The sequence below is a fragment of the Actinocorallia populi genome, assembly GCF_002995495.1.
Lineage (GTDB): Bacteria > Actinomycetota > Actinomycetes > Streptosporangiales > Streptosporangiaceae > Actinocorallia > Actinocorallia populi.
Map to the genome: position 1 here is coordinate 250,232 of NZ_PVZV01000001.1, position 24,948 is coordinate 275,179.

The 24,948-nt window shown below is 69.0% G+C and carries 27 protein-coding genes; 12 read left to right on the forward strand and 15 right to left on the reverse strand.

What is annotated here, in order from left to right; all coding sequences use genetic code 11:
* Nucleotides 1-39: 39 nt before the first annotated feature.
* A complete protein-coding gene (locus C2865_RS01290; protein WP_232835281.1) occupies nt 40-1,173 on the reverse strand; it encodes a sensor histidine kinase in 1,134 nt (377 codons plus the stop codon).
* Entirely contained in the window at nt 1,170-1,844 is a 675-nt protein-coding gene (locus tag C2865_RS01295) for a response regulator transcription factor (RefSeq protein ID WP_106396417.1), read from the reverse strand. The genes C2865_RS01290 and C2865_RS01295 overlap by 4 nt, the downstream gene beginning before the upstream one ends.
* A 118-nt stretch (nt 1,845-1,962) precedes the next feature.
* On the opposite strand from C2865_RS01295, the gene C2865_RS01300 reads away from it, so the two are divergent.
* The gene (locus tag C2865_RS01300; RefSeq protein ID WP_106396418.1) at nt 1,963-2,538 is read left to right on the forward strand and encodes a M15 family metallopeptidase; all 576 of its coding nucleotides are present in this window, start codon (nt 1,963-1,965) and stop codon (nt 2,536-2,538) included.
* Nucleotides 2,539-2,563: 25 nt separating this feature from the next.
* Here C2865_RS01300 and C2865_RS01305 read toward each other — a convergent pair whose 3' ends face one another.
* Both C2865_RS01305 and C2865_RS01310 read right to left on the reverse strand, forming a co-directional pair.
* Entirely contained in the window at nt 2,564-4,282 is a 1,719-nt protein-coding gene (locus tag C2865_RS01305) for a glycoside hydrolase family 2 protein (RefSeq protein ID WP_106396419.1), read from the reverse strand.
* A gap of 160 nt (nt 4,283-4,442) precedes the next feature.
* Nucleotides 4,443-5,699, reverse strand: a complete 1,257-nt coding sequence (locus tag C2865_RS01310) for an MFS transporter (RefSeq protein WP_157963504.1) — start codon at nt 5,697-5,699, stop codon at nt 4,443-4,445.
* Between the two features lie 92 nt (nt 5,700-5,791).
* Between C2865_RS01310 and C2865_RS01315 the strand changes: the two genes are divergently transcribed.
* Nucleotides 5,792-6,463 (forward strand): TetR/AcrR family transcriptional regulator, encoded by a 672-nt coding sequence (locus C2865_RS01315; protein ID WP_198652810.1) that lies wholly within the window; start codon nt 5,792-5,794, stop codon nt 6,461-6,463.
* Nucleotides 6,460-7,521, forward strand: coding sequence for a DUF2804 domain-containing protein (locus tag C2865_RS01320; RefSeq protein ID WP_106396422.1), 1,062 nt, complete (start codon nt 6,460-6,462; stop codon nt 7,519-7,521). The genes C2865_RS01315 and C2865_RS01320 overlap by 4 nt, the downstream gene beginning before the upstream one ends.
* 23 nt (nt 7,522-7,544) lie before the next feature.
* Here C2865_RS01320 and C2865_RS01325 read toward each other — a convergent pair whose 3' ends face one another.
* Both C2865_RS01325 and C2865_RS01330 read right to left on the reverse strand, forming a co-directional pair.
* Entirely contained in the window at nt 7,545-8,195 is a 651-nt protein-coding gene (locus C2865_RS01325) for a hypothetical protein (RefSeq protein WP_106396423.1), read from the reverse strand.
* 432 nt (nt 8,196-8,627) lie between these two features.
* Nucleotides 8,628-9,026: an acetyltransferase gene (locus tag C2865_RS01330; RefSeq protein WP_106396424.1), complete on the reverse strand. Its 399-nt coding sequence runs from the start codon at nt 9,024-9,026 to the stop codon at nt 8,628-8,630.
* Between the two features lie 177 nt (nt 9,027-9,203).
* Here C2865_RS01330 and C2865_RS01335 point away from each other — a divergent pair, with 177 nt between their 5' ends.
* A complete protein-coding gene (locus C2865_RS01335) occupies nt 9,204-10,109 on the forward strand; it encodes a DUF6891 domain-containing protein (RefSeq protein ID WP_157963505.1) in 906 nt (301 codons plus the stop codon).
* Between the two features lie 226 nt (nt 10,110-10,335).
* On the opposite strand, the gene C2865_RS01340 is transcribed toward C2865_RS01335, so the two are convergent.
* The 3 genes from C2865_RS01340 to C2865_RS01350 all read right to left on the reverse strand — a co-directional run bounded on the left by C2865_RS01340 (nt 10,336) and on the right by C2865_RS01350 (nt 13,263).
* On the reverse strand, nt 10,336-11,439 hold the full coding sequence (locus C2865_RS01340) for a serine hydrolase domain-containing protein (RefSeq protein ID WP_198652811.1): 1,104 nt from the start codon (nt 11,437-11,439) through the stop codon (nt 10,336-10,338).
* Nucleotides 11,440-11,528: 89 nt separating this feature from the next.
* On the reverse strand, nt 11,529-12,194 hold the full coding sequence (locus C2865_RS01345; protein ID WP_106396427.1) for a DUF4097 family beta strand repeat-containing protein: 666 nt from the start codon (nt 12,192-12,194) through the stop codon (nt 11,529-11,531).
* Nucleotides 12,195-12,699: 505 nt separating this feature from the next.
* A complete protein-coding gene (locus C2865_RS01350) occupies nt 12,700-13,263 on the reverse strand; it encodes a DUF4303 domain-containing protein (protein ID WP_106396428.1) in 564 nt (187 codons plus the stop codon).
* A gap of 126 nt (nt 13,264-13,389) precedes the next feature.
* Here C2865_RS01350 and C2865_RS01355 point away from each other — a divergent pair, with 126 nt between their 5' ends.
* On the forward strand, nt 13,390-15,129 hold the full coding sequence (locus C2865_RS01355) for a WD40 repeat domain-containing serine/threonine protein kinase (RefSeq protein WP_106396429.1): 1,740 nt from the start codon (nt 13,390-13,392) through the stop codon (nt 15,127-15,129).
* Between the two features lie 139 nt (nt 15,130-15,268).
* Here the strand turns inward: C2865_RS01355 and C2865_RS01360 are convergent, their stop codons facing one another.
* The gene (locus C2865_RS01360; RefSeq protein WP_106396430.1) at nt 15,269-17,557 is read right to left on the reverse strand and encodes a serine/threonine-protein kinase; all 2,289 of its coding nucleotides are present in this window, start codon (nt 17,555-17,557) and stop codon (nt 15,269-15,271) included.
* Nucleotides 17,558-17,757: 200 nt separating this feature from the next.
* On the opposite strand from C2865_RS01360, the gene C2865_RS01365 reads away from it, so the two are divergent.
* Nucleotides 17,758-18,048, forward strand: a complete 291-nt coding sequence (locus C2865_RS01365) for a hypothetical protein (RefSeq protein WP_106396431.1) — start codon at nt 17,758-17,760, stop codon at nt 18,046-18,048.
* Between the two features lie 300 nt (nt 18,049-18,348).
* Nucleotides 18,349-18,774, forward strand: coding sequence for a hypothetical protein (locus C2865_RS39160; RefSeq protein WP_157963506.1), 426 nt, complete (start codon nt 18,349-18,351; stop codon nt 18,772-18,774).
* Between the two features lie 126 nt (nt 18,775-18,900).
* On the opposite strand, the gene C2865_RS01370 is transcribed toward C2865_RS39160, so the two are convergent.
* The 5 genes from C2865_RS01370 to C2865_RS01385 all read right to left on the reverse strand — a co-directional run bounded on the left by C2865_RS01370 (nt 18,901) and on the right by C2865_RS01385 (nt 21,863).
* Nucleotides 18,901-19,191, reverse strand: a complete 291-nt coding sequence (locus C2865_RS01370) for a helix-turn-helix domain-containing protein (RefSeq protein ID WP_106396432.1) — start codon at nt 19,189-19,191, stop codon at nt 18,901-18,903.
* Nucleotides 19,191-19,469 (reverse strand): type II toxin-antitoxin system RelE/ParE family toxin, encoded by a 279-nt coding sequence (locus C2865_RS01375; protein ID WP_106396433.1) that lies wholly within the window; start codon nt 19,467-19,469, stop codon nt 19,191-19,193. The genes C2865_RS01370 and C2865_RS01375 overlap by 1 nt, the downstream gene beginning before the upstream one ends.
* A 99-nt stretch (nt 19,470-19,568) precedes the next feature.
* Nucleotides 19,569-20,300: a hypothetical protein gene (locus C2865_RS39165; RefSeq protein WP_157963507.1), complete on the reverse strand. Its 732-nt coding sequence runs from the start codon at nt 20,298-20,300 to the stop codon at nt 19,569-19,571.
* Between the two features lie 565 nt (nt 20,301-20,865).
* Nucleotides 20,866-21,054, reverse strand: a complete 189-nt coding sequence (locus tag C2865_RS01380; RefSeq protein WP_106396434.1) for a DUF397 domain-containing protein — start codon at nt 21,052-21,054, stop codon at nt 20,866-20,868.
* A complete protein-coding gene (locus C2865_RS01385; RefSeq protein ID WP_157963508.1) occupies nt 21,051-21,863 on the reverse strand; it encodes a DUF5753 domain-containing protein in 813 nt (270 codons plus the stop codon). The genes C2865_RS01380 and C2865_RS01385 overlap by 4 nt, the downstream gene beginning before the upstream one ends.
* Nucleotides 21,864-22,141: 278 nt before the next feature.
* On the opposite strand from C2865_RS01385, the gene C2865_RS39170 reads away from it, so the two are divergent.
* The 5 genes from C2865_RS39170 (at nt 22,142) to C2865_RS01410 (ending at nt 24,654) form a co-directional block, all read left to right on the forward strand.
* Nucleotides 22,142-22,462, forward strand: coding sequence for a hypothetical protein (locus tag C2865_RS39170; RefSeq protein ID WP_157963509.1), 321 nt, complete (start codon nt 22,142-22,144; stop codon nt 22,460-22,462).
* 571 nt (nt 22,463-23,033) lie between these two features.
* Complete coding sequence (locus C2865_RS01395; protein ID WP_106396437.1) at nt 23,034-23,342, forward strand: hypothetical protein; 309 nt, start codon at nt 23,034-23,036, stop codon at nt 23,340-23,342.
* 28 nt (nt 23,343-23,370) lie between these two features.
* Entirely contained in the window at nt 23,371-23,988 is a 618-nt protein-coding gene (locus C2865_RS01400) for a nucleotidyl transferase AbiEii/AbiGii toxin family protein (protein WP_198652812.1), read from the forward strand.
* 82 nt (nt 23,989-24,070) lie between these two features.
* On the forward strand, nt 24,071-24,319 hold the full coding sequence (locus tag C2865_RS41715; protein ID WP_332873321.1) for a type II toxin-antitoxin system RelE/ParE family toxin: 249 nt from the start codon (nt 24,071-24,073) through the stop codon (nt 24,317-24,319).
* Nucleotides 24,319-24,654, forward strand: a complete 336-nt coding sequence (locus C2865_RS01410; protein ID WP_106396440.1) for a helix-turn-helix domain-containing protein — start codon at nt 24,319-24,321, stop codon at nt 24,652-24,654. The genes C2865_RS41715 and C2865_RS01410 overlap by 1 nt, the downstream gene beginning before the upstream one ends.
* The last annotated feature ends 294 nt before the right edge of the window (nt 24,655-24,948 follow it).

A 24,948-nucleotide genomic window follows, 5' to 3' on the forward strand; every position in this document is an offset into this window, starting at 1 on the left:
ACGGGCGCCCTTGAGGCGTCGCCTGTGATCGGCCTCCCGTCAGGGAGAAGGCCCGGACGGCTCCGTGACCTGCGCTGCTCGCTCCTCGGCCTGTCCGGGGAGGAAGAGCCGGACGGTGAGGCCGCCTTGGGGGGCGGCGACAAGGCGGAGGGTGCCGTGGTGGGCGGCGGTGATGCGGGAGGTGAGAGCGAGACCGAGACCGTGGCCGCGGCGGGTGGGATCAGGGTCGGCGGTACGGCCTCGGCCGCGGAGGAAGGGTTCCAGGTAGGTCTCGACGGCGTCGGCGGGAAGGCGCGGGCCGGTGTTGGTGACGGTGAGGAGCGCGCGGCCGCCTTCGGCGGAGTCGGGGCCGGTGGTGATGGTGAGGGAGCCGCCGGAGGAGAGGTTGTGGCGGACGGCGTTCTCGAGGAGGTTGCCGATGGCCCGCCGCAGGAGGACGTCACTGGCCTGGACGGTGACGGGCCGCAGGTCGGCGGAGACGGCGATGCCGCGTTGGGCGGCTTCGGCGCCGCACGCCTCCAGTGCCTGCGCGGCGACGGCGGCCAGATCGACCGGGGCGGTGGTCAAGGGGGTGCTGTCGAGCGAGGACAGCTGGAGAAGCGCGTCGATGATCTCTATGCCGCGCTGGTTGGTCTCGTACAGCCTGGTCAGGAGGCGGTCGTCCGGACCGTCGGGGTCTGCGAGGGCGACCTGCAGCATGGTCCGGGTGATGGCCAGCGGGGTGCGCAGCTCGTGGGAGGCGTTGGCGGCGAAGCGCCGCTGCTCGTCGAACGAGCGCTGCAGGCGGTCGAGCATGGTGTCGAAGGTGTCGGCGAGATCGGTGAACTCGTCTTTGCGGCCCGTCAGCCGGATGCGGTGGTCGAGGGAGCCGTTCGCGGCGCGCACGGCCGCCCGGTTGATGTGCTGGAGCGGCCGCAGGACCCATCCGGCCAGCAGCCAGCCGCCGGCCAACCCGATCACCGCCAGTACCGCCAGCGCGGCGCCCGACGCCGTCACCAGGGTGTCGAGGATCTCCTCACGCGAAGGAGCCGTCCTCGTGTCCCGGGGGTTCGCCGCGGTGAGGGGGTAGTTGGGCACGTACCGCATCCCCAGATAGAGGATCGCCATGGTGACCGCCCCCGCGCCCACGAGGAAGCACGCGTAGCCCAGGGTGAGGCGCAACCGCGCGGTCACGGCCGGGGGCTCCCGTCGTCCATCCGGTAGCCGACGCCCGGCACCGTGGCGATGGCGGAGGGCTCGCCCAGCCGGGCCCGCAGCGACGAGATCGTGATGCGAATGGCGTTGGTGAACGGGTCGGCGTTCTCGTCCCATGCCCGTTCCAGCAGTTCCTCCGCACTGACGACGCCGCCGCGCGCGGTCATCAGGATCTCCAGGACGGCGAACTGCTTGCGGGCGAGTGCCACGTAGCGTCCCGCCCGGTAGACCTCGCGGCGGAACGGGTCGAGCCTGATCCCGGCGTACTCGACGACCGGCGGCGTCCCCCGCGCCGGGCGGCGGGCCAGGGCACGCAGCCTCACCACGAGTTCGGGCAGGTCGAACGGCTTGGTCAGGTAGTCGTCGGCGCCCAGCCGGAAGCCGTCGAGCTTGTCGGTGAGGCCGGCCGCCGCGGTGAGCATGAGCACCCGGCAGCCCAGGCCCCGCTCGACCACTCTCCGGCACACCTCGTCCCCGTGCACGCCGGGAAGGTCGCGGTCGAGCACCACGACGTCGTAATCGTGGACGCCGAGCCGCTCCAGTGCCGCCTCGCCGTCCGGGGCGAGGTCGGCCGCGATCGCCTCCAGCCGCAGGCCGTTCTGGATCGCCTCGGCGAGATAGACCTCGTCCTCGACGACGAGCACACGCATCGGACCCCGCTTCTCCCTCGACCATCACCGGCCGTGTCACCTTATGCAAGCACGTCTATCGAAAAGGTATGCGGAAAGGCATACGGCCTGGTGACACGGGCTGCGGTGCGGTGGGCGCATGCGATCTCGTCTTCTTCTGCCCCTGATCGGAGCCGCGAGCGCCCTGGTCCTGAGCGGCTGCGGCCGTCCGCCGGCACCGGACGTCCGGCCCGGCTCCGCGGCCCCCGGTTCGGCGACGGCCCCGGCGCCCCGAGGCGACGGGCGCATCGCCGACGACCGCGGCCTGAGCCCCTTCGAGACCGACCACGTCGCCCTCACCGAACTGGACCCGCGGCTGCTGCGAGCCGTCCGCCAGGCGGCGGCGCGGGCCAAGACCGACGGCGTGGACCTGTTCATCACCTCCGGCTGGCGCAGCGCCGACTACCAACGCCGGCTGTTCGACCAGGCGGTCACCCAGTACGGCAGCCGGGAAGAGGCGAAACGCTACGTCCTTCCACCCGAGAAATCGGCCCATGTCCGGGGGGAGGCCGTGGACATCGGCCCGACCGACGCCGCCGACTGGCTCGGCCGCCGGGGCGCCGCGTTCGGACTCTGCCAGGTCTACGCCAACGAGATGTGGCACTTCGAACTCGCGACGCGCCCTGGAGGCGCCTGCCCTCCGCAGCTCCCCGACGCCACCGCGGCCGAGTACTGACGTCCCGTCCCGAAGGTGGTGCGGGTCACTCGTAGCGGAGCCGCGAGATCACGGAGCGGACGGTTTCGCCGTGCAGTTTCACGACCTCGCGGTCCTGGGTGAGCAGGCCGTTCATCTCGTCCTGCACATCGCTCAGCTGGGTGTACACGGTGGCGCTCAGCCCGCGCGGGATCGCCGGGATGATCTGCTCCTCGTGGAGGCGCTGGAAGGCGCGGGTCAGGTCCTCGGAGGAGCGGTAGCGGCGGTAGCCGAAGAGCTTTTCGCTGCTGCGGTGCCCGTCGACGGCCAGGCTGTAGCCGCCGTACTCCGTCAGCGCGAGCACCCGGCGGTCCCGGCGCCGCCGTTGGCGGGGGACCCGGAAGCGGCGGAAGTAGACGTGCAGGCTGCGCAGGTCGCCGCCGCCCTGGTCGTGCCAGCCGCTGGCGTGGTCGACGCTCCGGGTCGTGTCGAGTTCGGCGAGCTCGGCCGCGACCCGGGCCGCGTCGAACTGGCCCCAGCCCTCGTTGAACGGCACCCAGACGGCCAGGCTGACCACGTTGCGCAGGTGCTCGACGGTGGCGCGCAGCTCGCGTGCGAACTGCGCGCGGCCGGCGGCGTCGGCGCGGCCGAAGCGGCGGACCGCGCCGAGCCGGTCGTCGCGCAGCCGGACGAAGGGGGCGACGGCCGGGAGCGTCACGGCCGCCGGGTGGTAGCGGCCGCCTCCGTTGACCATGTCCTGCCAGACCAGGATGCCGAGCCGGTCGCAGTGGTGGTACCACCGCAGCGGTTCGATCTTGATGTGCTTGCGCAGCATGGTGAAGCCGAGGTTCTTCACGGCCTGGATGTCGCGCACCATCGCCTCGTCGGACGGCGGCGTGTACAGGCCCCCCTCCCAGTAGCCCTGGTCGAGGACCCCGGCGTGGAAGTACGGGCGGCCGTTGAGCAGGAGCCTGGGCAGGCCGGACGCGTCCGGGCCGACGCCGAACGAGCGCATGCCGAAGTAGCCGCGCACCCGGTCCTCGCCGAGGCGGACCTCGACGTCGTACAGGAACGGGTCCTCGGGCGTCCACGGCCGGACGTCCTCGACCGGCAGGCGGACCGGCTCGCCGGGCCCGGCCTCCGCGGTCGCGATCACGGCGCCCTCGCGCAGTACGTCGATGCGGGCGGTCCGCCCCTCGGCGGCCTCCGCGCGCACGGTGATCTCCACGCACGCCTTCGCGAGGTGCGGGACGATGACCAGGCTCCGGACGTGCGCCGCCGGCACGGACTCGGCCCAGACGGTCTGCCAGATGCCCGACTGCGGGGTGTACCAGATCCCGCCGTGCTCGCCGCGCTGCTTGCCGCGCGAGTGGTGGGCGGTGTCCGTCACGTCCCGCACCTTCACCACCAGGGTGTTCTCCCCCGGGACCAGCGCCTCGGTCACGTCCAGGGCGAACGGGAGATAGCCCCCCACGTGATCGCCCACCGCCACCCCGTTGAGCAGCACTTCGCAACTCTGGTCCACCGCGCCGAAGTGGAGCAGCACCCGGTCCCGGACGAACCCCTCGGGCAGCACCAGGGCGCGCCGGTACCACAGCGCCTGGTCCGGCTCCAGCGTCCGCCGGACGCCGGACAGCTCGGCCTCCGGGGAGTAGGGCACCAGGATCTCGCCGTCGTACGTCTCCGGTTCGGCGGCGTCCGCGGCGGTGATGGCGTAGTCCCACCGCCCGTTGAGGTTCAGGTAGCTGTCGCGGGTGAGTTGCGGGCGCGGGTACTCGTCGAGCATGGAAGGTCTTTCCGTTCCTCAGATCCCGGTGGTGGAGAGCCACACGGAAGTGTCCGGCGGGAGCATCCCGTCTTCGAGCGGGTCGCCGGCCAGGAGAGCCCGGGGTGCCGCGACAGCGCCACGGGCGCCGTGCCGAAGTCGGTGGTGGACGACCGCGTCGTCAGCGAACACCTCGGATCCTCCAGACCAGTGAGGCCCCGGTCAGCGCGGCGAGCGCCGCGACGCCGTACATCAGGGGGTAGCCGCCCGCCGAGGTGACCAGCGGCGCGGCGACCACCGGGCCGAGGACGAACCCGAGCGAGTTGGCCAGGCTCACCACGCCCAGGTCCTTGCCGCGGTCGGCGTCGGCGGGCAGCAGCCGGGTCACCATGGCCTGGTCGACGGAGACGAAGATGCCGGTGCCGGCGCCCAGCAGCCCGGCCGCGACCAGGGCCGCGGTCCAGTTGTCGCCGAAGGCGAGGGTCAGCGCGGCGAGGGCCATCACGGCGCCTCCGGTGAAGACCACGACGCGGGTGCGGCCGCTGCGGTCCGACCACCAGCCCGCCGCGAGGCCGGGGAGGACGCTGCTCAGCGAGAAGACCGTCACCATGACCAGCACGCCCTCCTGGTTCGTGGAGCCGGGGAAGAGGCTCTCGTAGCGCAGCGAATCCCGCAGGTAGTACAGGAGGTAGCCGATGCCCATCGAGAGCGACAGGTTCACCAGGAAGCGGCTGAGCCAGGCCCAGGCGAAGTCCGGATGCCGCTTCGGGTCGACCCAGAGCCCGGACCAGATCGGCCGGCGCGGTCCGGGCGGCGGCAGCGCGGGCTCGCGGTAGCGCAGCGGGAACGGCAGGGCCACCACCAGCAGCAGCGCGCCCATGGCCAGGTACCCGGCCAGCAGGTCCTCGACCGCGAAGGTCACCACGGCGCCGCCGATCAGCGGGCCGATCAGGACCGCCACTCCGGCCAGCGCGGAGGCCCTGCCGCGCTGGCCGACCGGGACCTGGTCGGGCACCGCGGCGACCGCGGTGGCCAGCACCAGCGTGAACGCCAGCTGCGCCAGCGCCCAGCCGAGGACGAGGCCGGCGATCGAGTGCTGCGCGCCCAGGAACCCCAGGGAGGCCGCGGCCAGGAGGGATCCGGCGACCACCCACGGCCGCCGCCGCCCGAACCGGGTGCGGGTGCGGTCCGACAGGGCCCCGGCCAGCGGGTTGGCGATCGCGGTGACGATCGAGCCGACCGCGAAGACGAGGGCGAGCGACGCCTCCTTGTGGAGGGCGTCGATGCGCTCGACGTGCGAGGGGAGCAGGATCTGCGTCGACGCGTTCGAGGCCATGATCACGCCGAGCTGGACCAGCGCCAGAAGGGACATCCAACGCAGCGAGACGTCCGGGAACCGGTCGTCGTCGCGGGCCGCGGGCCTGGCGAGCTCCGTCACGGCCGTCACCTGCCTTAACTGAAACATGAGGAGGCGCCATGTTAGAACATGACGGGTCGCCATGTTATGACTGTGCCGTGGAGAGTCAAGGGGTGCGCCGCACACCGGTGCAGCAGCGCAGCCGCGAACGCGTCGAGCGCATCCTCGACGCCTGCGCCGAACTCCTCGACGAGGTCGGCTCCGACGGCCTGACCATCACCGAGGTCGCCCGCAGGGCCGGGGTCCCCACCGGCACCGTGTACCAGTTCTTCGAGGGCAGGCTCGGCCTGCTGCGCCAGCTGGCCCTGCGCCACCTGGACATCCTGATCGGGCGGCTGCGCGCCCGCGCCGCGGAGGAACCCGGGCTGACCTGGCCGCGCGCGGGGCGGATCGTCATCGAGGAGACGGTGCAGATGCGGCGGCTGATCCCCGGCTTCACCGTCGTCGACTTCGGCGAGGCCCGCCCCGGCGGCGAGAAGTACCTGCCCGAGGGCACCACCGAGGCGGGCGGCGACATCCTCGCCGAACGGCTCTACCGGTTCGCGGTCGAGGAGGCCGGGCTGCCCCCGCTGACCGACCCCTACCGCGTGACCAGCCTCGCGATCCAGGCCGCCGGCGCGGGCCTGGAGCTGGCCTTCCGCAACTCCCGCGAGGGCGACACCGCCCTGATCGAGCAGACCGGGCACCTGCTCGCCGCCTACTTCGCCGACGCCGCCCGGCGTTCGAGCGCCGACCTGCCGGGTCCCGGTGGCCCGGCCCGCACAGACCAGGACGGTGGCCAGTGACCACGCACGAACCAGAGATCATCGCGGCCACCGACCTGTGCGGCCCCGACGGCCGGCTGAACCCCGCCGCCGCGGGCTGGTCGCGCACCCCGCTGCACCGCGCCAACCTGAGCGGCTGGGGCCGGACGAAGCGCTGGGAGTACTGGTGCGTCACCTCCCCGACCCACCTGGTCGCGGTGACCGTCAGCGACCTCGACTTCATGGCCCTCAACTCGTTCTACGTCCTGGAGTACGCGCGGGACGGGCGGCCCGCCGTCGAGTTCGACCGCACCGCGCTGGTCCCCTTCGGCCGCGGGGTCTCCCTGCCGGAGGGCATCGCCGGAAGCGGCGGCCCGTACGGCGGCGACGTGGTGGTCGGCCCGGAGAAGCCCGTCGGAGGCCAGGTGCGGGTCTCGCTCACCCACGAACAGGGCGGCACCCGCCTGCGGGCGCGCGCGGTGTCCCCCGACAGGCGCCCCGTCGAGCTGGACGTCTTCGCCGCGCTGCCGGAAGGCCACGAGACCCTCAGCGTCGTGGTCCCCTGGGACGAGAAGCGCTTCCAGTTCACCTCCAAGCACACCGCGCGCCCGGCCTCCGGCAGCCTGCGCGTCGGCGACCGCGTCCTGCCCTTCGCCGAGGACTCCTGGGCGACCCTCGACCACGGCCGAGGCCGCTGGCCCCGCAGCATCACCTGGAACTGGGGCGCCGCCTCCGGCACCACGGACGGCCGCACCGTGGGCCTGCAGTTCGGCGGCAAATGGACCGACGGCACGGGCGCCACGGAGAACGCCCTGTGCGTCGACGGCCGCCTCGACAAGATCGGCTCCCCGATCGACTGGCACTACGACCCCGCCGACTTCATGCGCCCCTGGACCCTGCGCACCGCGGACTCCGACCAGGTCGACCTGACCTTCACCCCGTTCCACGACCGCCGCACCCGCACCGAGGCCGTGCTCATGGCGAACAACGCCGACCAGTGCTTCGGCCACTACTCCGGTCGCATCAGGACCGACTCCGGCGAGACCATCCGGATCGAAGACCTCCTCGGCTGGGCCGAGGAGGTCCACATGCGCTGGTGATCCGGCCGGCGGTGCGCCCCGGGTCAGGAGGTGGTCGCGGTGACCTTGATCGCGGGGTTGAACTTGAGCGCGCCGTCGAACGCGATGGTCTCCCCCTCGGTCAGCATCCCCTGGCAGTAGGGCTCCTGACCTTCGGGCGTCCCGAGCCTGGTCTGGGCGGTCGTGGTCTTCAGGGTGGAGGTGGCGTTGGAGTAGGTCCCCGCCACGGACTGGACGAAGAAGGCACAGGTGGCGCCGGCACCCACCTGGCTGAACATGTAGGCCGGGGTCGCGGGCGTCATCCCGCTGTGGGTGACCGTGGTCGTCCCCGTCGCGGCGTTGAAACCGGTGGCCCTGAAATAGCTGGGCCCCACCATGACGCCCAGCATCCCGGCCCATTCTTCTCCACCGGCGCCGGTGCAGGAAATCCGGTGGTAAGAAGTGAACTTCCCCAGGTGCTGGCCGGAGGTCGTGGACTGGCTCTTCATCTCGCCTATGAGCGGGACATTCGCGCAGGTGAAGAGCGTCCGGCCGGCGGAGTTCTTCACCGTCAGCGGACCCGACGTGGTGAAGGCGCCGTCGGCATGGGGGTTGACGACCTTCCAGGTCGTGGCCGCGGCCTGCACGGGAGCAGCCTGCGCCCCCAGTGCGAGCAGCGAGGACAGGGCCAGCAGCGACATGGTCTTCTTGCTCATGGGATCACTCCTCCGCCCGCTCCCGCGGGTGTCCGACGATCAGGCTCTGCAGGGAACCTAGATCACGGGGAGCGGAAAACAAAGGTCTGATTTCTATTTTTCAATGCCGTCCCGAATCGCGTCCCGCAATATACCCGACGGGTATCGAGGCCACTCCGCCCGACATACCCGTTCCGTCATCCGGCCGCTCGGGGGAACGGGCGGCGGATTCGAGAATGCTCCCGGCCGCCAAGGGCTTTCATCCTTTTGTGAAAACAGGACGGCCTCCGGCGGAACCGACGCGATCCTCCCCTGACCCGTGAGCCGACCGGCCTGAAACGCCGGGAGGCCCGGCTCCGGACCCATGCCCCGAGCCGGGCCTTCGCGCAGGGAGCGGAGCACTCCCGTCAGCCGATCCGGCCGACGGGTCGTGCGCCGTGCCCCGCCGGGTGTTCAGCCGCAGTGCTCGAAACCGCTGTACCACCACTGGTTGTTGGTGCCGCCGCCCCACTTGACGCACTGGCCCGCGGCGCTCGCCCGGGTCGGCCCGGCGTAGTAGGAGTAGTCGTCGACGTCGGTGAGCGGGGACTTGTTCTGGACCTGGAGGTAGGTACCGGTGCGGGTGGGGGTGCCGACGGAGGTCGTCTTGACCGTCACCACGCAGTTGCGGCCGGCCGAGCCGCTGTAGAGCAGGTAGACGACCGAGCCCTTGAGGGTCTGGGAGTCGATGATGCCGTACCCGGAGCCGCAGACGGCGGCGGGGCTGGTCGCCGCCACGGCCGGAGTCGCGGTACCCGCGACGGCCGCGGCGAGGGTTCCGGCGGCGAATACGGAGAAAAGTGCCTTCTTCAAGAGCGTGCGCCTTTCGTCTCCCGGACGGACACCGGGCTGGCAACGATCTTGATTCGCGGGAGTGAATCCCGCATGAACCGGCGGAGGCGGTCTTCACCGATCTTGGTTGCCCCACCATGAACGATCTTGAACCCATTCACCGGCAAACCGTCCCACCCGTCCGTGATACTCACCCGCATGGTCACGGATCCACGCGAACTCATCAGATTCCATCTCGCCCTGGGGCAGGACGGCCACGGTGCCCTCCTGAGCCGCTGCAAGGACCACCTGGGAGATTCCACCGACGTCACGCCGATCGTCGCCGAGGAGTTCGCGTCCTACCTGGACGACCAGCGCACCTGGCCCGACGTCCTCGACTCCGACCGGCTGCTGCGCGCGTTCGGTGACCTGAACACCGCCGGCATCGTCGCCCGCACCGATTTCACCTGCTGCCTGGCCTGCGGAACGGACGAGATCCACGGCGAGGTCCCCGACGGCCTGGAACGCCGCGGCTACGTCTTCGCCCACCGCCAGGACATGGAGAGCGCCGCCGCCGGTCTCGGCTGCCACCTGGCCTTCGGCACCTTCGGCGCCGCCACGACCCGCGAGATCGGCGAGGAGGTCGTCACGGCGCTCCGCACCCACGGCCTCGCCCCCGACTGGAACGGCGAACCCGCCGTCCGCATTCACGTCCCCCTGACCTGGCGCCGCCGCCGCTTCGGCCACCTCGCCGCCTGGCCGGGCGGGCCCGGTCCCGAGGACACGGCCCCGCACCCCCTGCACGTCTTCTACAGCGGTTACCAGAACCGCGTGGAGAACGCCGAAGTCCCCATGTCACTTGCCGAAGCCAGGAACGTCCTCCTGGAACTGCCCCCCTACGAAGGCAACTTCGCCGGGTTCGTAGGCCGCTCCGAAGGCTGCGTGCAGGTCGCGTGGACGCGGGACGGAGACCTCTCGCTGGACTCCCCCGACCCCGAGAACCGCTGCTTCCGCCGCCGCAACGTGACCATGGCCGAGGCCGAGAAGATGATCACGATCCTCGCCGACGAAGACCGCGTCGCCATCGACGAACTGGGCGGCCTGACCATCGAGCCCTGGTCCTGATCGCGCGTTCCGCCCTCGGCCGTCTCCTCGCCGGAGGCGTGCGCGTGCCGCTTCGAGACGCTCGCGGTGGTCCGGCATGGAGATCTCCACGGGCCGGGTCTCCAGCTGTCCCAGGACGCCGGAAGACGTTCCGCTCGTACGGACGCAACGGGACCACGCCGATCCCGGCGTGGTCCCGTTCGTGTCCTATCTGCTGCGTGACGGTGCGGGTTCCCTTTCGAAGTGTTCAAGCCGTCGGCTGGGCCGCTTCGTTGGTCTGTCCGCTGCCGAATACTTCCTGGACGAGGCGCTGGGTGGCTTCCTGGAATGCCGGGCCGAGGGAGAGGTCGGCGTCGTCCACGTAGTTCAGTGCGGCGGTCAGGGTGGTGGCCCCGTCGGGGGTGGTGTACATCAGTGCGGCGTGGCCGGAGATGCCGCCGTTGTGGGTGATGAGGGTGCCGCCGCCGTTGGGCTGGACGAACACTCCCAGGCCGTAGCCGGCCTTGTCCTCGGGGGTGAGCATCTCGGCCAGCAGCCCGGCGGGCAGCAGGCGGCCGCCCACCAGGGCGGTGATGAAGGTCTGCAGGTCCCGGGTGGTGGAGATCATGTCGCCGCCGCTGGAGATCCAGGACGGGTTCTGACGCGTGACGTCCACGGTCCGGGTCTGGCCGTCTTGTTCGTAGCGGTAGTAGGCGTGGGCGTGCGGGCCGGGGATCTGCGGGCAGTCGGGCACCACGGTGCCCGTCAGGCCGAGGGGCTCCAGGATGAGGCGCTGCATCTCCTGGGCGATCGTGCGGCCGGTGACCTTCTCGATCAGCAGCCGGGCCAGCACGTAGTTGGTGTTGGCATAGCTCCAGTCCGTGCCCGGCGCGAACCGCGCGGGCTTGGACAGCGCCAGCTCCACCAGCTCCTGCGGCCGGTAGACGCGCAGGCGGTCTTGCACCCATTCCCGCCCCGACCACACGATCCCGGGCACGAAGTCGGGGTAGTAGTCACCGGTGAAGTTGAACACCCCGCTGGTGTGCTGCAACAGCATCCGCACCGTGATCCGCTCGTCCAGCCCGAACCCCGGCAGATAACCCGCCACCGAATCCTCCAGAGCGATCCGGCCTTTGGCCACCAGCTGCAACACCACCGTCGCGGTGAACGTCTTGGTGTTACTACCGATCCGCACATGCCCCTCGACCGGCGGCGGCGCATCCCCGCCCAGCTCGGCCGCCCCGGCACTGCCGGCCCACTCGCCGTGCTCGTCACGCACCCGCAGCGACATCCCGACGAAACCTGAATCGACGATCTCCTGGATGACCTTCTGCAGTTCGGGGCGGTCCTGACCGTTGGTGGTGGCGGACATGATCATGTACTCCTTCACATCTGTGACGAACGTCCATCGCATGGACGGCTGGTGGAAAGCGGTCCCGTGCCGGGGGCACGCGGGTGCGGTCAGAGGCTGCGGGCGGTGATGTCGCCGTAGGCGGTGGTGGCCTGGATGGCGAGCCCGGCGGCGGCGCCTTCGGTGTTCCTGAGGGCGTTGGTGATCCGGCCGTAGGAGGTGCCGGCGTCCAGGGTCGCCGAGACACCGGGAGCGGCGCCGACCGTCAGGTCGCCCGCCTGGGTGTCGAGCACGAGCGTTCCGCGCACGGCTTCGGTGACGCGGATGTCGCCCTTGGCGGTGCGGATCTGCCCGGGGCCGTCGAGGCGGCTGATGTGGACGTCACCGGCTTCGACGGCGATACGGGCGCCGGCGGCCTCGTCGATCTCGATCCAGCCGTGGGCGTTCTCGTAGTCGATCTCGCCGAGCCGTCCCACGACCCGGAACTCGGCGCTGGCCGTCCTGGCCCTCAGGGCGGAGCCGGCGGGCAGGCGGACGGTCACCTCGACCGACCCCGAGGACCCGAGGAGCCGGTCGGCGGCCGGGTCCTCGATCCGCAGGACGCCCTCGCCGTACTCGACGCGGATCCGCTCCGCGGCCTTCACGTCACGACCCCGGGAAGGATCGGCGGGACGCACCTCGACCGTGGTGTCCGCCCGGTCGTCGGCGATGAGCTGGATGCGCCCGGCGGGGACGTCCAGGACGGTGGAGATCGGGGTGGGGGTGGGGAACCGCATCGTGGCCTCCTGCGCCTCGTCGTTTCTGACATCGCAAACGCTACGTTGCTTTCCAAAATTAGGCAAGGAGTTCATTGCGTAAAAACTACGTTTACGCAGGTAGAAGCAAGCATATTGTTGCAACAGTCTCGAAACTAACGCAACGATCACCACCGATCCGTTGCAACACATTGGGAGTGAACGCTATGGCGGAGACCTCGGGGAGCACCCAGGGAAGCGATACCGTCCGCAGCAGCCCGAACCGGCCGGTCCCAAGACCGACGGGCTTCTCGTGGACCTCTGGCGGGTCGGCACCGGCGAGTCCGGCAAGGGCACCGTCGCCCTCGACGGCCCCGGCTGGTTCACCGCCCGCGTCGCTCCCGGCGGCCCGGCCGACGGAGGACCACCCGTCACCGGCCGTCCGGTGCCGAACTACGGCACCCGGGCCCTCGCAGGCTGCCCCCGTGATCTCCGTGGCCGCGACCACCCGCGGCTTCCGCTCATCCGTCCACGCACCCGCCGAGGGTCAGGCCTCCTCGAGCCGCCGCAGGTACTCGGCCAGTTCGGGGACCGTCGGCAGCACCCGCGGGTCGACGCTCTCCCGGATCAGGCCGGCCTCCTCGTCCCCGCGCTGCCCTTCGAGAACGGCGACGACGAATCCGGACGGAAGCGAGCGGTGGACGCCGCCCCGGCGCGCTGTGGCGGTCATCGCCCTGCAGACCTTGGCCATCGCGGCGTCGTGCGCCTCCTCGAGCGCGCTCAACGCCGCGTCCTGCTCGGCCTCGGTGGCAGCGGACGCCAGGTACTCCTCGGTGAGCCGGCGGTACCAGGGCGACATCGCGCCGCTCGCGGCGTCCAGGACGTCCCACCCCCACTCCGACGGGACGAACCGCGTCGAGTACCCGCCGTCCTCGCGTACCGCCGCCTCGGTGTTGGCGGCCAGAGCAGGCGAAAGGATCTGGACGTCGTCCATGTAGAAGAGATGGAAGGCCGCGGCGTACAGCCGCTCGCCTGGACATGCCTCCGCGAGACCGCTCAGAACGCGGCATCCGTGGTCATGCCATGCCGTCTCGAAGGCGCCCCAGTCCATCGCCGCATGCTACTCCGGACCTTTCAGCGAAATCCGGTTCTCCTTCTCGCGGACGGTGCTTCCTGAAAAGATCCATCGAATGCCCGGCTGCGGCGTCTCCGTCCGCCCCGGGGGATCGGAGGCGACGTGCGGGTCGGGTTGGAGCTCGCCGGGCGGTACCGCCTGGTGCGGAGCGTGGGCCGGGGCGGCTTCGGCGAGGTGTGGGCGGCCGACGACCTGCTCCTCGACCGCTCCGTGGCCGTCAAGTTCCTGTACCGAGAGGTCGTGTCGAAAAGCCCGGTATGGCTCAGCAAGTTCAAGCAGGAGGCGCGGATCGCCGCCCGGCTCGACCATCCGGGCATCACCGCGGTCGACAACGTCGGCGAGTACGACGGCCAGTGGTACCTCGTCATGGAGTTCCTCCCCGGCAGGGATCTGGCCCGGGAGCTGGAGTCGCACCCGAGCGGGCTGCCGGTGGACCGGGCCCTGGACCTGGGCGCCCAGGTCGCCGAGGCCCTCGCCGCCGCGCACGGGCACGGCATCGTCCACCGCGACCTCAAGCCCGGCAACCTCATGCTGCTCGACGGCGACCGGGTCAAGATCTGCGACTTCGGCATCGCCCGCATCGCGGAGGCGACGGCCACCCACACCCTCAACGGCACGGTGACCGGCACCCCCGCCTTCATGGCGCCGGAGCAGTGGCTCGGCGGCGCGGTCGACCACCGCACGGACCTCTACGCCCTCGGCGGGATCCTGTACGCCCTGCTGACCGGTGGCACCCCGTTCCCCGGGCCGTCGGTCCCCGCACTGATGGGCCAACACCTCCACGTGCCGCCGACCCCGCCGGGCGAGGCACGGGCGGGGATCCCCGCCGAGGCCGACCGGCTCGTCCTCGACCTGCTGGCCAAGGACCCCGACCGGCGGCCCGCCTCCGCCGCACGGGTGGGCGAGGCCCTGCGAGCGGTCATCGTCCGCATGTCCGCGCCGCCCGACCCGCCGCCGTCGGCTCCCCGGTCCGGCGGACGCGTCCTCACCGGGCACACGAGCGCCGTCTCCACGGTGGCGTTCAACCCGGACGGCACGGTCCTGGTCTCCGGCGGCGACGACGGCACCGTACGGCTGTGGGACCCGGACTCCGGCCGCACGACCAGGAGACTGGCGGACCAGACCGGCCGCGTCCTGCTGACGGCGTTCGGTTCCGGCGGCACGCTCCTCAGCGGCGGCGACGATGCGACCGCCCACCTGCGGGACCTGGCGACGGACCGGACCTCCCGCCTCCTCACCTCCCACCCCGGCCCCGTCCACGCCATGGCGTTCAGCCCGGACGGCACGGTCCTGGTCACCGGCGGAGACGACGCCTCGGTACGGCTGTGGGGCGGGGTCACCGCGCGGCCGATCCGCGTCCTCACCGGTCACACCAAGCCCGTCCGCGCCGTCGCCTTCAGCCCGGACGGCACCATCCTGGCCTCCGGCGGCGACGACGGCACCGTACGGCTGTGGAACCCGGGCTCCGGCCGTCTCCTGGGAGCGCTCACCGGCCACTCCGGCGCAGTCAACTCCGCGGCGTTCAGCCCGGACGGAGAGATCCTGGCGACGGCCGGCGACGACGCGGCCGTCTACCTGTGGCACGTCGCCGCCGCCAACGCCATCCGGGTCCTCACCGATCATCCCGGCCCCGTCCGCGCCGTAGCCTTCGCTCCCGACGGCGCCGTCCTGGCCTCCGGTGGCGACGACGGCACCACCCTCCTGTGGAACATGGCCTCCGCCACCCCCTTGCGCGACCTCACCGCCCACACCGGCCCCGTCCGCGCCCTGGCCTTCGCCCCCCGCACCCCCGCCCTGGCCACCGCCTCAGCCGACAAGACCCTCCGTATCCATCCCCTCTGACCACGTCCTCGCCGTCTCCTCCACCGGGAACCCGCCGAACGGTCTGCCCGGCAGGCCCCCCAGCGCTTCGCCCACACCACCCGGAGCAGACCGGCGACAGGATTTGTAAGCTGCGTATGGGTGCGGCTCATCAGCGGTCTTATCCGCTGCGGTGACCCGCGTTCCCCTGCTGCTTCTCCAGGATGCCCAGGTTGTGCATGGCCTGGGGCGCGGCATCCGCATGCCCGGAGTCGATGGCTTGTTGATAGAGGACACGTGCAGCGTCCAGATTTCCCCGCTGCTTCTCCAGAACGCCCAAACTGTTCATCGCCCGGGGCGCAACATCTGCATGCCCGGAAGCAGCGGCCTTGCCGTACCAAGAGCGCGCGGCATCCAGATTCCCCTGCTGCTTCTCCAGAATGCCCAGGTTGCGCATGGCCCGAGGTGCTTCGTCTACGTGCCCTGAATCGATGGCCTGCCGATAAAGGGCACGTGCAGCATCTAGATTCCCCTGTTTCTCTTCCAGATACCCCCAGCCGTTCATCGCCTGTGGCACAACATCTGCATGCCCGGAAGCAGCGGCCTTGCCGTACCAGGAACGCGCAGCGTCCACGTTCCCCTGCCGCTCCTCCAGAATGCCCAGGCTGCGCATGGCCCGGGGCATTTCGTCTACGTGCCCTGAATCGATGGCCTTGCCGTACCAGGAACGCGCGGCGCCCAGATTCTCCTGTTCCCCCTCCAGGTATCCCAGGCCGCGCATGGCCCGAGGCATTTCATCTACGTGCCCTGAATCGATGGCCTTGCCGTACCAAGAACGTGCCGCGTCCACGTTCCCCTGCCGCTTCTCCAAGATGCTCAGGCTGTTCATAGCCCACGGCGCGGCATCTGCATGCCCGGAGGCGGCGGCCTTGCCGTACCAGGAAAGCGCAGCGTCCACGTTCCCCTGCTGCTCCTCCAGATACCCCAAGCTGTTCATCGCCCGGGGCGCGGCATCTGCATGCCCGGAATCGATGGCCTTGCGATACCAGGAACGCGCAGCGTCCACCTTCCCCTGCCTCTTCTCCAAAATGCCCAGGCTGCGCATGACTCGCGGCACGGTGTCCGCGTGCCCGGATTCGACGGCCTGCAGATAGAGGACACGTGCAGCATCCAGATTCCCCTGCTGCTCCTCCAGATACCCCAAGCTGTTCATCGCCCGGGGCGCGGCATCTGCATGCCCGGAATCGATGGCCTTGCGATACCAGGAACGCGCCGCATCCACGTTCCCCTGCCTCTTCTCCAGAATGCCCAGGTTGCGCATGGCCTGAGGCGCGACGTCTGCATGCCCGGAGTCGATGGTTTTGCCGTACCAGGAGCGCGCCGCGTCCGCGTTCCCCTGCTGCTTCTCCAAGATGCCCAGGTTGTTCATAGCCCACGGCGCGGCATCTGCGTGCCCGGAGGCGGCGGCCCTGCCGTACCAGGAGCGCGCAGCGTCCGCGTTCCCCTGCTGCTCCTCCAGGTATCCCAGGCTGCGCATGGCCCGGGGCGCCTCGTCGGGGTGTGCGGAATCGATGACCTGTTGGTAGAGGGCGCGTGCTGCTTCGATGTCGCCGGCTTTCGTTCGGTCAGCCGCGGCGGCGAGCAGTTCGCCGCGCTTGGGCGGACCAGCCAGGGATGCGAGGACCGAGGCGTGGTCGGGACGCTGCTCGGGGTCTTTCTGGAGCAGCGTATGAACGAGTTCGTCGAGGTGGCGGGGAACACCGGGACGCGCGATGCGCGGTGGGGGAAGAGTGAGGTGCTGGCCCATGAAGGCGGTGACGGTGGGGCCGGGAAAGGGCGGAGCACCCGTGAGGAGGGCGTGCAGGATGCTTCCCACCGCGTACAGGTCCGTCCGGTGGTCGACCGGCCGGCCCAGCCACTGCTCGGGTGCCATGTAGGCGGGTGTCCCGATCTGGCGGCCGTTGATGCTGTGGCTGGCCGACGCCTCGGCGATGTGGGCGATCCCGAAGTCGCAGATCTTGATCTCGTCACCGGCCAGGAGCATGAGGTTGCCCGGTTTGAGATCCCGGTGCACGATCCCCTTCTCATGGGCGGCGCTCAGCGCCCGCACCACCTTCTCCATCAGCCTCACCGCCCTGCCGGGCTCCAGTCCCTGCGGATGCTCGGCGAGCTCACGGCCGAGATCCTTGCCCTCGAGGAACTCCATCACGAGGTACCACTGCCCGTCGTACTCCCCGAAGTCCTCGACCGACGTGACCCCGGGATGGTTCAACCGGACCGCGATCCGGGCCTCCTGCCGGAACTTGCTCAGCCACAACGGTTCAGAGGCCGCCACATGCCGGTACAGGAACTTGATGGCCACCCGTTGCTCCCGCAACAGATCCTCGGCCGTCCACACCTCGCCGAACCCGCCCTGCCCCAGCCTCTTCCCCACCTGGTAACGCCCGGCGATCTCCAGCCCCGCTCGCACTCAAGCCTCCCCGCTCTCGGCCCACCGCCCCCATCATCCCGACTCGACCCTCCTCCACACCAGGAAAAGTCACACCCCATGCCCATGTCCGATCCGAGCACTCCACGCCGGCCGACGGCCTTGCCCACAGCCGGACGAAGCCTCAGCGAGAACTGATCCGAACCGTCACCTTGAGCCTCTTCATGAAGGAGACTCACCGTATGCCCACCGAACACCTGGAGTGCGAGGGCGCGAACTGGATGCTCCTCGACACCTATGTCCCCTCCTCGTCGGAGTGGAGCATCGAGCTGACCAAGGTGACGCCGGACAACGAGTTCGTAGTCGGCATCGCGGTCCCTGACGATGACCTCGGCCGTCCCTGCACCGTCTCGATCCACACCGAAGAGAACATCCCGAACGCCGTCCTGCTCCGCCTGCTCCTGAGGGTGGCGGACACCAGCCGTCACGCGGGCGTCGAGCACAGGCGAGAACGCTCATCGCCAGAATCCTGATCACCCGCCCTGGCAATCGTCCCCGCGTCGGTGCGACTGGGGACTTGAGCCGCTGTGCTGTGGGTGAGACGCTCGTCTGGTCACCTCAACAGGTGTTGCCGGGGCACCCGAGGTCCGAGACCGAACCGGCGGGAGAAAGCGGCGGCGCAGGTGGCAGCCGTACGCGTGACGCACGATCGGCGTCCCGAATGAACCCCTCTGGAACCCGGCCTGAACGGCGGCGGAAGCGGGGCCCGAGCCCCCGCTTCGCCCGGTCAACCGGCTCTGCCCGCGCGAACATGCCGAGCCTAGAATGACCGAATGAGACGACGCAGCCCTCAGGAGAAGAAACGTCTCAGCTATGCCCGCGATCGGCGAAACGACTATGGCGAGAACGACAAGAGTTCACGCTCCGCCGTCCGACTCAACAAGCGCTTTCCGCACAGGGCCAACCGCGTACTCGTCCGTCAAGACCTGAGAACCGCGTCCGGCATCCTGGATCCGGACCGCGGATCCGCAGCCGAAAGCACCTTGCTGGCCCGGCGCCCCAAAAGCTGGAGAAAGGTCCCCGACAGATCCCTCGGCGATCACGTCGAAGCCGCTCTAGCCCGCCGAATCTCCAAGGAAAAGGCCGATACCTCCTCCCGACACCGGCTGGCCGAAGTCCGGGCACAGCGGCGTTCTCACCGCCGCCGCGCCGGCAAGGCCACGTTGACCTACTCGGGCACCTGGCCCCAGAACTGGTGAGAGCACCCCAGACCGCAGAACACCGGCCGGCAGAGCATCGCCCTGCCGACTGCGACCATCGCGAACGGCTGAAGGCCCTGCTCGGGATCTCTATCCGGAGCAGGGCCTTCATCTCGAAAGCGGCCCTCACGGACGAGTGCTCCGACCTGCGGGAGCTCCCATCGCGCGGCCGATGCGGTCGAGCATGTCAAGGGTGGGAACACCACCGCCGAGTTCGATGCGGGACAAGGTCGGCTGGGTGATCCCGGCCTTCCTGGCTACTTCGGCCTGGGTGAGATTCCGGCCGATACGGATGTCGCGGAGCCTGTCTCCCAGAGCCAGATCACGGACGGCCTGGGTGTACTCGGGATGCTCCTGGACCTCTTCGCCCTGGAGCCGCTTGGCCTTGAGGGTCTTCCAAGTACTGTGTCTGGCCATCACGGCCTCCTGTCGAAAACATGGGTGACGGTCATGTCGTGTTCCGCCTGGCAGACCCTCTTGGCCCTGACGGCCCGGTTCACGTCATCGTGCTGCGGTCCGTTGCGCGTCTTGGCGAAGACCGTGAGCAGCACGATCGCCGGTCCTCCCGGTTTCCAGAAGGTGATCCGCCATGAACGGTCACCCACCGCCAACCGTAGTTCGCTCACCCCGTCCCGCAGGCTCTTGACGTGATCGCCATCGGGCACGCCGCCCTTCTCCACGAGGTAGCGGTCCACGTTCCGAGGACCGGAGGCAACGCGTCACCCGATCACCTGCGACCACGCGAAAGCCTCAACCCCAACGTGGCGGTCGTCGTAGTCAGCCGATAACCGATTTCACATCAGGTCCAGGACCAGGCTGCTCCAACCAAGGGCATGGGGCGCTTGCCAGTCAGCCCTTCCACCGCGACGAGCGAGCTCGCGTCCCTCCTCGAAGCTGCCACGCACCAATGGACCGACCGCGAGGGCGCGTTCTATCAGTAGCCGTGCCTGATCAAGCTCGCCTCGACTCACTGCCAGCTCCACAAGATGCTGAGCCCGCCCTTTCACCAGACGGTCCGGAACCGTTTCTGCCAAACGGGCTGGATCGATCGTGCTTGCGAACCACGGGAAAGCGATCTCTGCGACGTGCTCCGCCCATGCCCCGACCCTTGAAAGGCGGCTTTCCGGCTGAGAGAGTTCCACCCAGTATCGCGAGGTCAGGTCCAGGAAACTGGTCGTGCACGCTAGGCCGGCCAGCCCTTCCGGCCGCTTCGCCGACAGCTCCGGATGCCTCTCGCGCCACTCCTTGACCTGGTCATCGTGGACAGCCAGTCCCGCGACCCAAACCTTGGTCCGTTTGCCCGCCCGGTTCCGGTAGGACGAGGACAACTCAACTTGTTCCCGCCGCTCTCCCCGGTGCCGCTCCCAACTCTTGCGCGATCGCACCCAAGAAAAGCCCGCGGCGGTCCACTGCCGCTCAACCCACTTCCCCGTCGCCTGGACGACCTCGCGCGACAACCGGGCTTTAACCAAAAGCTCAACAAGGTCGACACGAACAGCAGCCTCGTCAGAACCAACCACCGACACAGAATGTCCTACTAAGCCAGGCAAGACGAGTACCGTGCATCTCCATCCCAGCCACGCACCAACCTCGACCCAACGTGGCAACCTACGCATTACAAGACAAACGAGCGGCGTCCAGGGCCGTCCACACCTGTCCTCTGGTCAGCCCGGAGAGGCCGCATGCCCGCGGTCCGACCGAACCTAGCGGACCGCCTTGAACCCGTAGAGAAAGTCCTCATCGGGAGTGCTGGGCCTCTTGTCGTGACCTGGGAGATGCTTGACGCTCCTGTCCCAATCGATACTGACGGATGCTTGTTCGGCTTGGCTGTCATGCGTTCGTTTGCGGGCGTCTCACAGGTCAGAGGCCGGGATCGGCACTGGTGGAGTTGTCGGTTGTCGAGCAGTGTTGTCGGGGGTGTCAGTGACCGAGGCCGCTTGCGGGCGGGGTACCTCATCAGAGCATGCGTGCCTGGCTGGGTTGGCCGACCGGTCGAAGAAAGCCGGCCTCCTCACCAAAGCGGATGTGATGCCTGCGGGCGGCGAGGCGGTGGGGCGCGGCCTAAGGCGTGTTGGCCCGATGCGGTGGGGGTCAGAGTCCGTAGGAGTCGGTTTTCACGGCGTGGGTGAGGGTCCGCCATTGGGCTGGGGTGAGGAAGAGGGGCGGGGTGGCCGGGTGCTTGGAGTCTCGGATGGCTATGGAGGGGCCCAGACGGGTGAGTTCTACGCAGGAGCGGTCGTCGCCTGCGCCTGAGTGGGAGGACTTGCGCCAGGTGGTCAAGAGGACTCCAGGAGGGTGTGGAGAAGAGTTTTGGTGGCTGCTCGGGTGAGGGCGTCGGCGCCTATGTGATCGAAGGCGATGGCGCAGGTACGGACGCCGGAGGCTTCGGTGACCAGGCGGCCGCCTATAGCCGCGTCGGTGTAGGCGATGTCGCCGGAGGCGGTCGTCAGGATCTCGAAGGGGCCGTTGAGTCCGACGTGCAGACCGCTCGACAGGGGAACGACTCTGATGATCGTGTTCGGGTGGTCGGCGGCTTCCAAGAGCTTGGAGAGCTGGCCTTGGGCGAAGGGCCTGGCCTTGAGACGTAGCAGGGCGTTCTCATCGATCAGGACAGAGACGTGGGGCGGGTCGTCGCTCGTCAGGATCTGCTGGCGTCCCAGACGTGCGGCCACTTGCTCGTCCACCTGTGTCGATCGGCCTGCGGTGAGTACAGCGCGGGCGTACTCCTCTGTTTGGAGGAGCCCTGGAATCCACGATACTTCGTGAATTCTGATCAATGAGGCGTGTGCTTCGTAGCGCAGGTATTCGACGAACCAGTCCGGGTTGTGGGCCGTGGTCGCATAGAAGTAGATGCGTTCGAGCAGGCCGCCGGTCTCCCAGGCTTCGTCTAGTTTGCGGCAGGCTTCTTCGCTCGGCTTGTGACGGGCGGCTTCCCAGTTCTGGACAGTCTTGCGCGAGGTGGGGACGTGACAGGCAGCGTCGGCCAAGGATTCTCCCCGGCTCGTGCGCTGGAAGCGCAGCTCGTAGGCCAGCCAAGCCCACATGCCGGTCTTCGGATCCACTGACTGTGGGGCGCTGGTCGTCGACACTTCGGCTCCTCCAACTGTCTTGACTGTCCCGCGAGGCAACCAAGAGTAATCATCTGGTGTCAATCTGTTCCCGGAATCGGTGTCGTTTCGAGGGGGCGGAAGTGTCGAGAGGCGAGGTTCGGCTTGAGGGCGGGCGCTCAGAGACGCAAGACACGCGAGACGGTCTGGCCTATTGGTCACAGGAGAAGGAGTTCCTCGCCGAGCTGGCACAGGTGAGGGTGGGGAGGAGATGGGTGCGGGAGGTGTTTCCGCCCATGTGCTCGTTGCGGGACGACTGCGTGACGGTGCTGTCGGAGTTGCTCGCGAACTGCGCCGAGCATGGCGGCGGCGGGCAGGTGAGCGTGCTCGTGACGCATGTGTGGGGACGGGTGACGGGGATGCTGGTGCACCATGCGGCACCCACAGCTCAGGTATGGATTCCCGAGCTGGAAGTGGACGAGGTCGGGAACATCGAGCAGTTGGAGGAGTCGGGCCGCGGGTTGGTCGTGGTGGCCGAACTCTGCGGCGGAGAAGTGGAGATCGTCCAGAAGGCCGATCGCACGGTGACACGGTGGCGGCTTCACGGCAGCTGTTCTTGTGAAGAGGCTGATGGGTATTGAGGCGGAGCAGATCGAGGGGCGGCCTCGTGCCGACGGACCGAAGGCAGGGTGTACGAGCCGCCAGGCTCGGGGCACCGCCGAACCTTCTGGCGTTCCTACACGGAGCATGGCCAGGTGTTCTCGGGCGGTGCAGAAGAGAGCGCTCGGCCAACGGGGAGCGGGAGCCCCTCGTCCGGGGTCTGGGGCTGAGCCCCGGAGAACACAGTTTCGAGCGTAGCGAGGGCCATGCTTTCAGGAGCGGCAGGCAGGAGGTGGCTGATCCTCCGTCGGCTAATTGCCCGTTAATCGTCCACGCTAGATCAACAGCCCTGGAAACGATGAGGCCCGACCCGGGATCATGTCCCTGAGCTGGGCCTTCGCTATGAGAGCGGATGACGGGAATCGAACCCGCGCTGCCAGCTTGGGAATCAAACGAAGCTCCGCCCTTCCAACCTCTGACCTGCGAGCGGCTCTGCCCGCGGATATCCCTACTGCCCTCCGTTCACCCTGGCTGATTGCACGGCGATCCGGCGCAGCTGCATGTCAGTCGGGTGCTGCTGCGCTAGGTCGTTCGTTGGTGCACACTGGGTGTATGAGGTACGCGGACAGGCGGACTTATGCGATACCGGAGGACCTGGCCCAGTTGACCGGGCCCGTCTCCGGTGTCGTCGAGCTGCCTCGTCACCTCGACTGGTCCGAGCAGCGCACCTATGACCTCGACGACCCGGCCCAACTCGGGCTGATGTACGAGCGAGTGATCCGGGAGGCGTCCTCTCCGGAAGATCTCGCCACCTACCTCGACGCCCAGACTCTCGTCCGCTGCTGGGGACGCCTCTACCTGCCCGTACAGGCGCGTCGGCTCTGGGAGATCCGGTTCCCGTCCCTGGTGGCGGCGGCGTAGCCCCGGGATGGATCCTCTCCACGAACTGGTGACGCGTATCGGTCTTGCCGCGACCGGCGAGTACGGGTTCGCTCTCGCCGGCGGCTACGCCGTTCAAGCGCACGGCTTCCTCGACCGGATCTCAGAAGACGTCGATCTGTTCACGGTGGACGAAGCGAGAGCCCAGTTCCAGGAAGCGGTCACCGCTGCGGTCGACGCCTACCGCAACGAGGGCTTCGACGTTGAGACGACCCTGGCCGGAGACGGTTTCGTCCGGTTGCTCCTCATCTCGTCCGACGGTCGCTCGGTGAAGGTGGAGTTGGGCATCGACTGGCGGGCACACGCCCCGGTCACGCTGCCCGTAGGTCCCGTTCTGCATCCTGATGATGCCGTCGGCAACAAGGTCGCAGCACTTTACGGCAGGGCTGAAGTACGCGATTTCGTCGATGTGGAGGCGATCCTTCGAAGCGGTCGCTACACGACCCATGATCTGCTGCGCCTCGCCGCCAACGCAGACCCCGGCTTCGAGCCCGAGATGTTCCTGCTCGCCCTCAACGCCCTCGACCGCCTTCCCGACCAGGCGTTCGCCGTCCATGGGCTCTCGCCGGTCCGCACCCACGAACTGCGCCAACGCTTCAAAGCATGGGCAGCCGAGATTGCCCGTTAATCGCCCGCGCCAGATCCACATCCCCAGAAACGATCAAGGCCCGGCTCCGGATTCACATCCTGAGCTGGGCCTTCGTTATTGGATGGGCCGCCCCTTGGTCGACCGGCTGGAGGGCTCGCAGGTCCACAATCTGAAAGAGCTGCGGCCCGGCTCGGCAGTGCACTCCGAGATCAGGATCATCTTCGTCTTCGACCCCTGGAGGTCAGCGATCCTCCTGGTAGGCGGGGACAAGTCAGGGGACTGGTCGGGCTGGTACCGGCGGGCCATCCCCCGTGCCGAGGAACTGTACGCCAAATACGTGAAGGAACGAGAGGCCGAGGAGGGACAGTGATGACGGACTTCCCCAAGTGGAGTGACGTGCGGGCCGACATCGTCGCCGAAGCCGGCGGAGAACAGGCCGTGGCCGAGGCCCGCAAGCGCAACCAGTCCTACATCGACGGACACCGACTCGCCGAACGCCGCACCTCACTCGGTCTCACCCAAAGCGAAGTCGCCGAACGCATGGGCGTCACCAAAGGCCGCGTCTCCCAGATCGAACGCGGCGAGGTCTCCACCGTGGACGCCATCGCCCGCTACGTCCAAGCCCTCGGCGGACACCTCCAGATCTCCGCCGTCTTCGGCGACGACCCGTACATCCTGCGCGGCACCAACACCGACACCGCATAACCCTGCCCCGGTCACCTCATCAACCACTCACCACCCGCACCAGGGCAACAGCCCTAGAAACGATCAAGGCCCGGCTCCGGGCTCACATCCTGAGCCGGGCCTTCGCTATGAGAGCGGATGACGGGAATCGAACCCGCGCTGTCAGCTTGGGAAACAAACGAAGATCCAGTCTCATGGCCTCTGACCTGCGAACCACTCCGCCCGCGAGTGCCCTCTACTGACCCCTGTTCACCCTGGCTAATTGCACGCCACCGCCCGTCTCACCTGGCTGAGCACAGCTCCCACAGCGCCGTG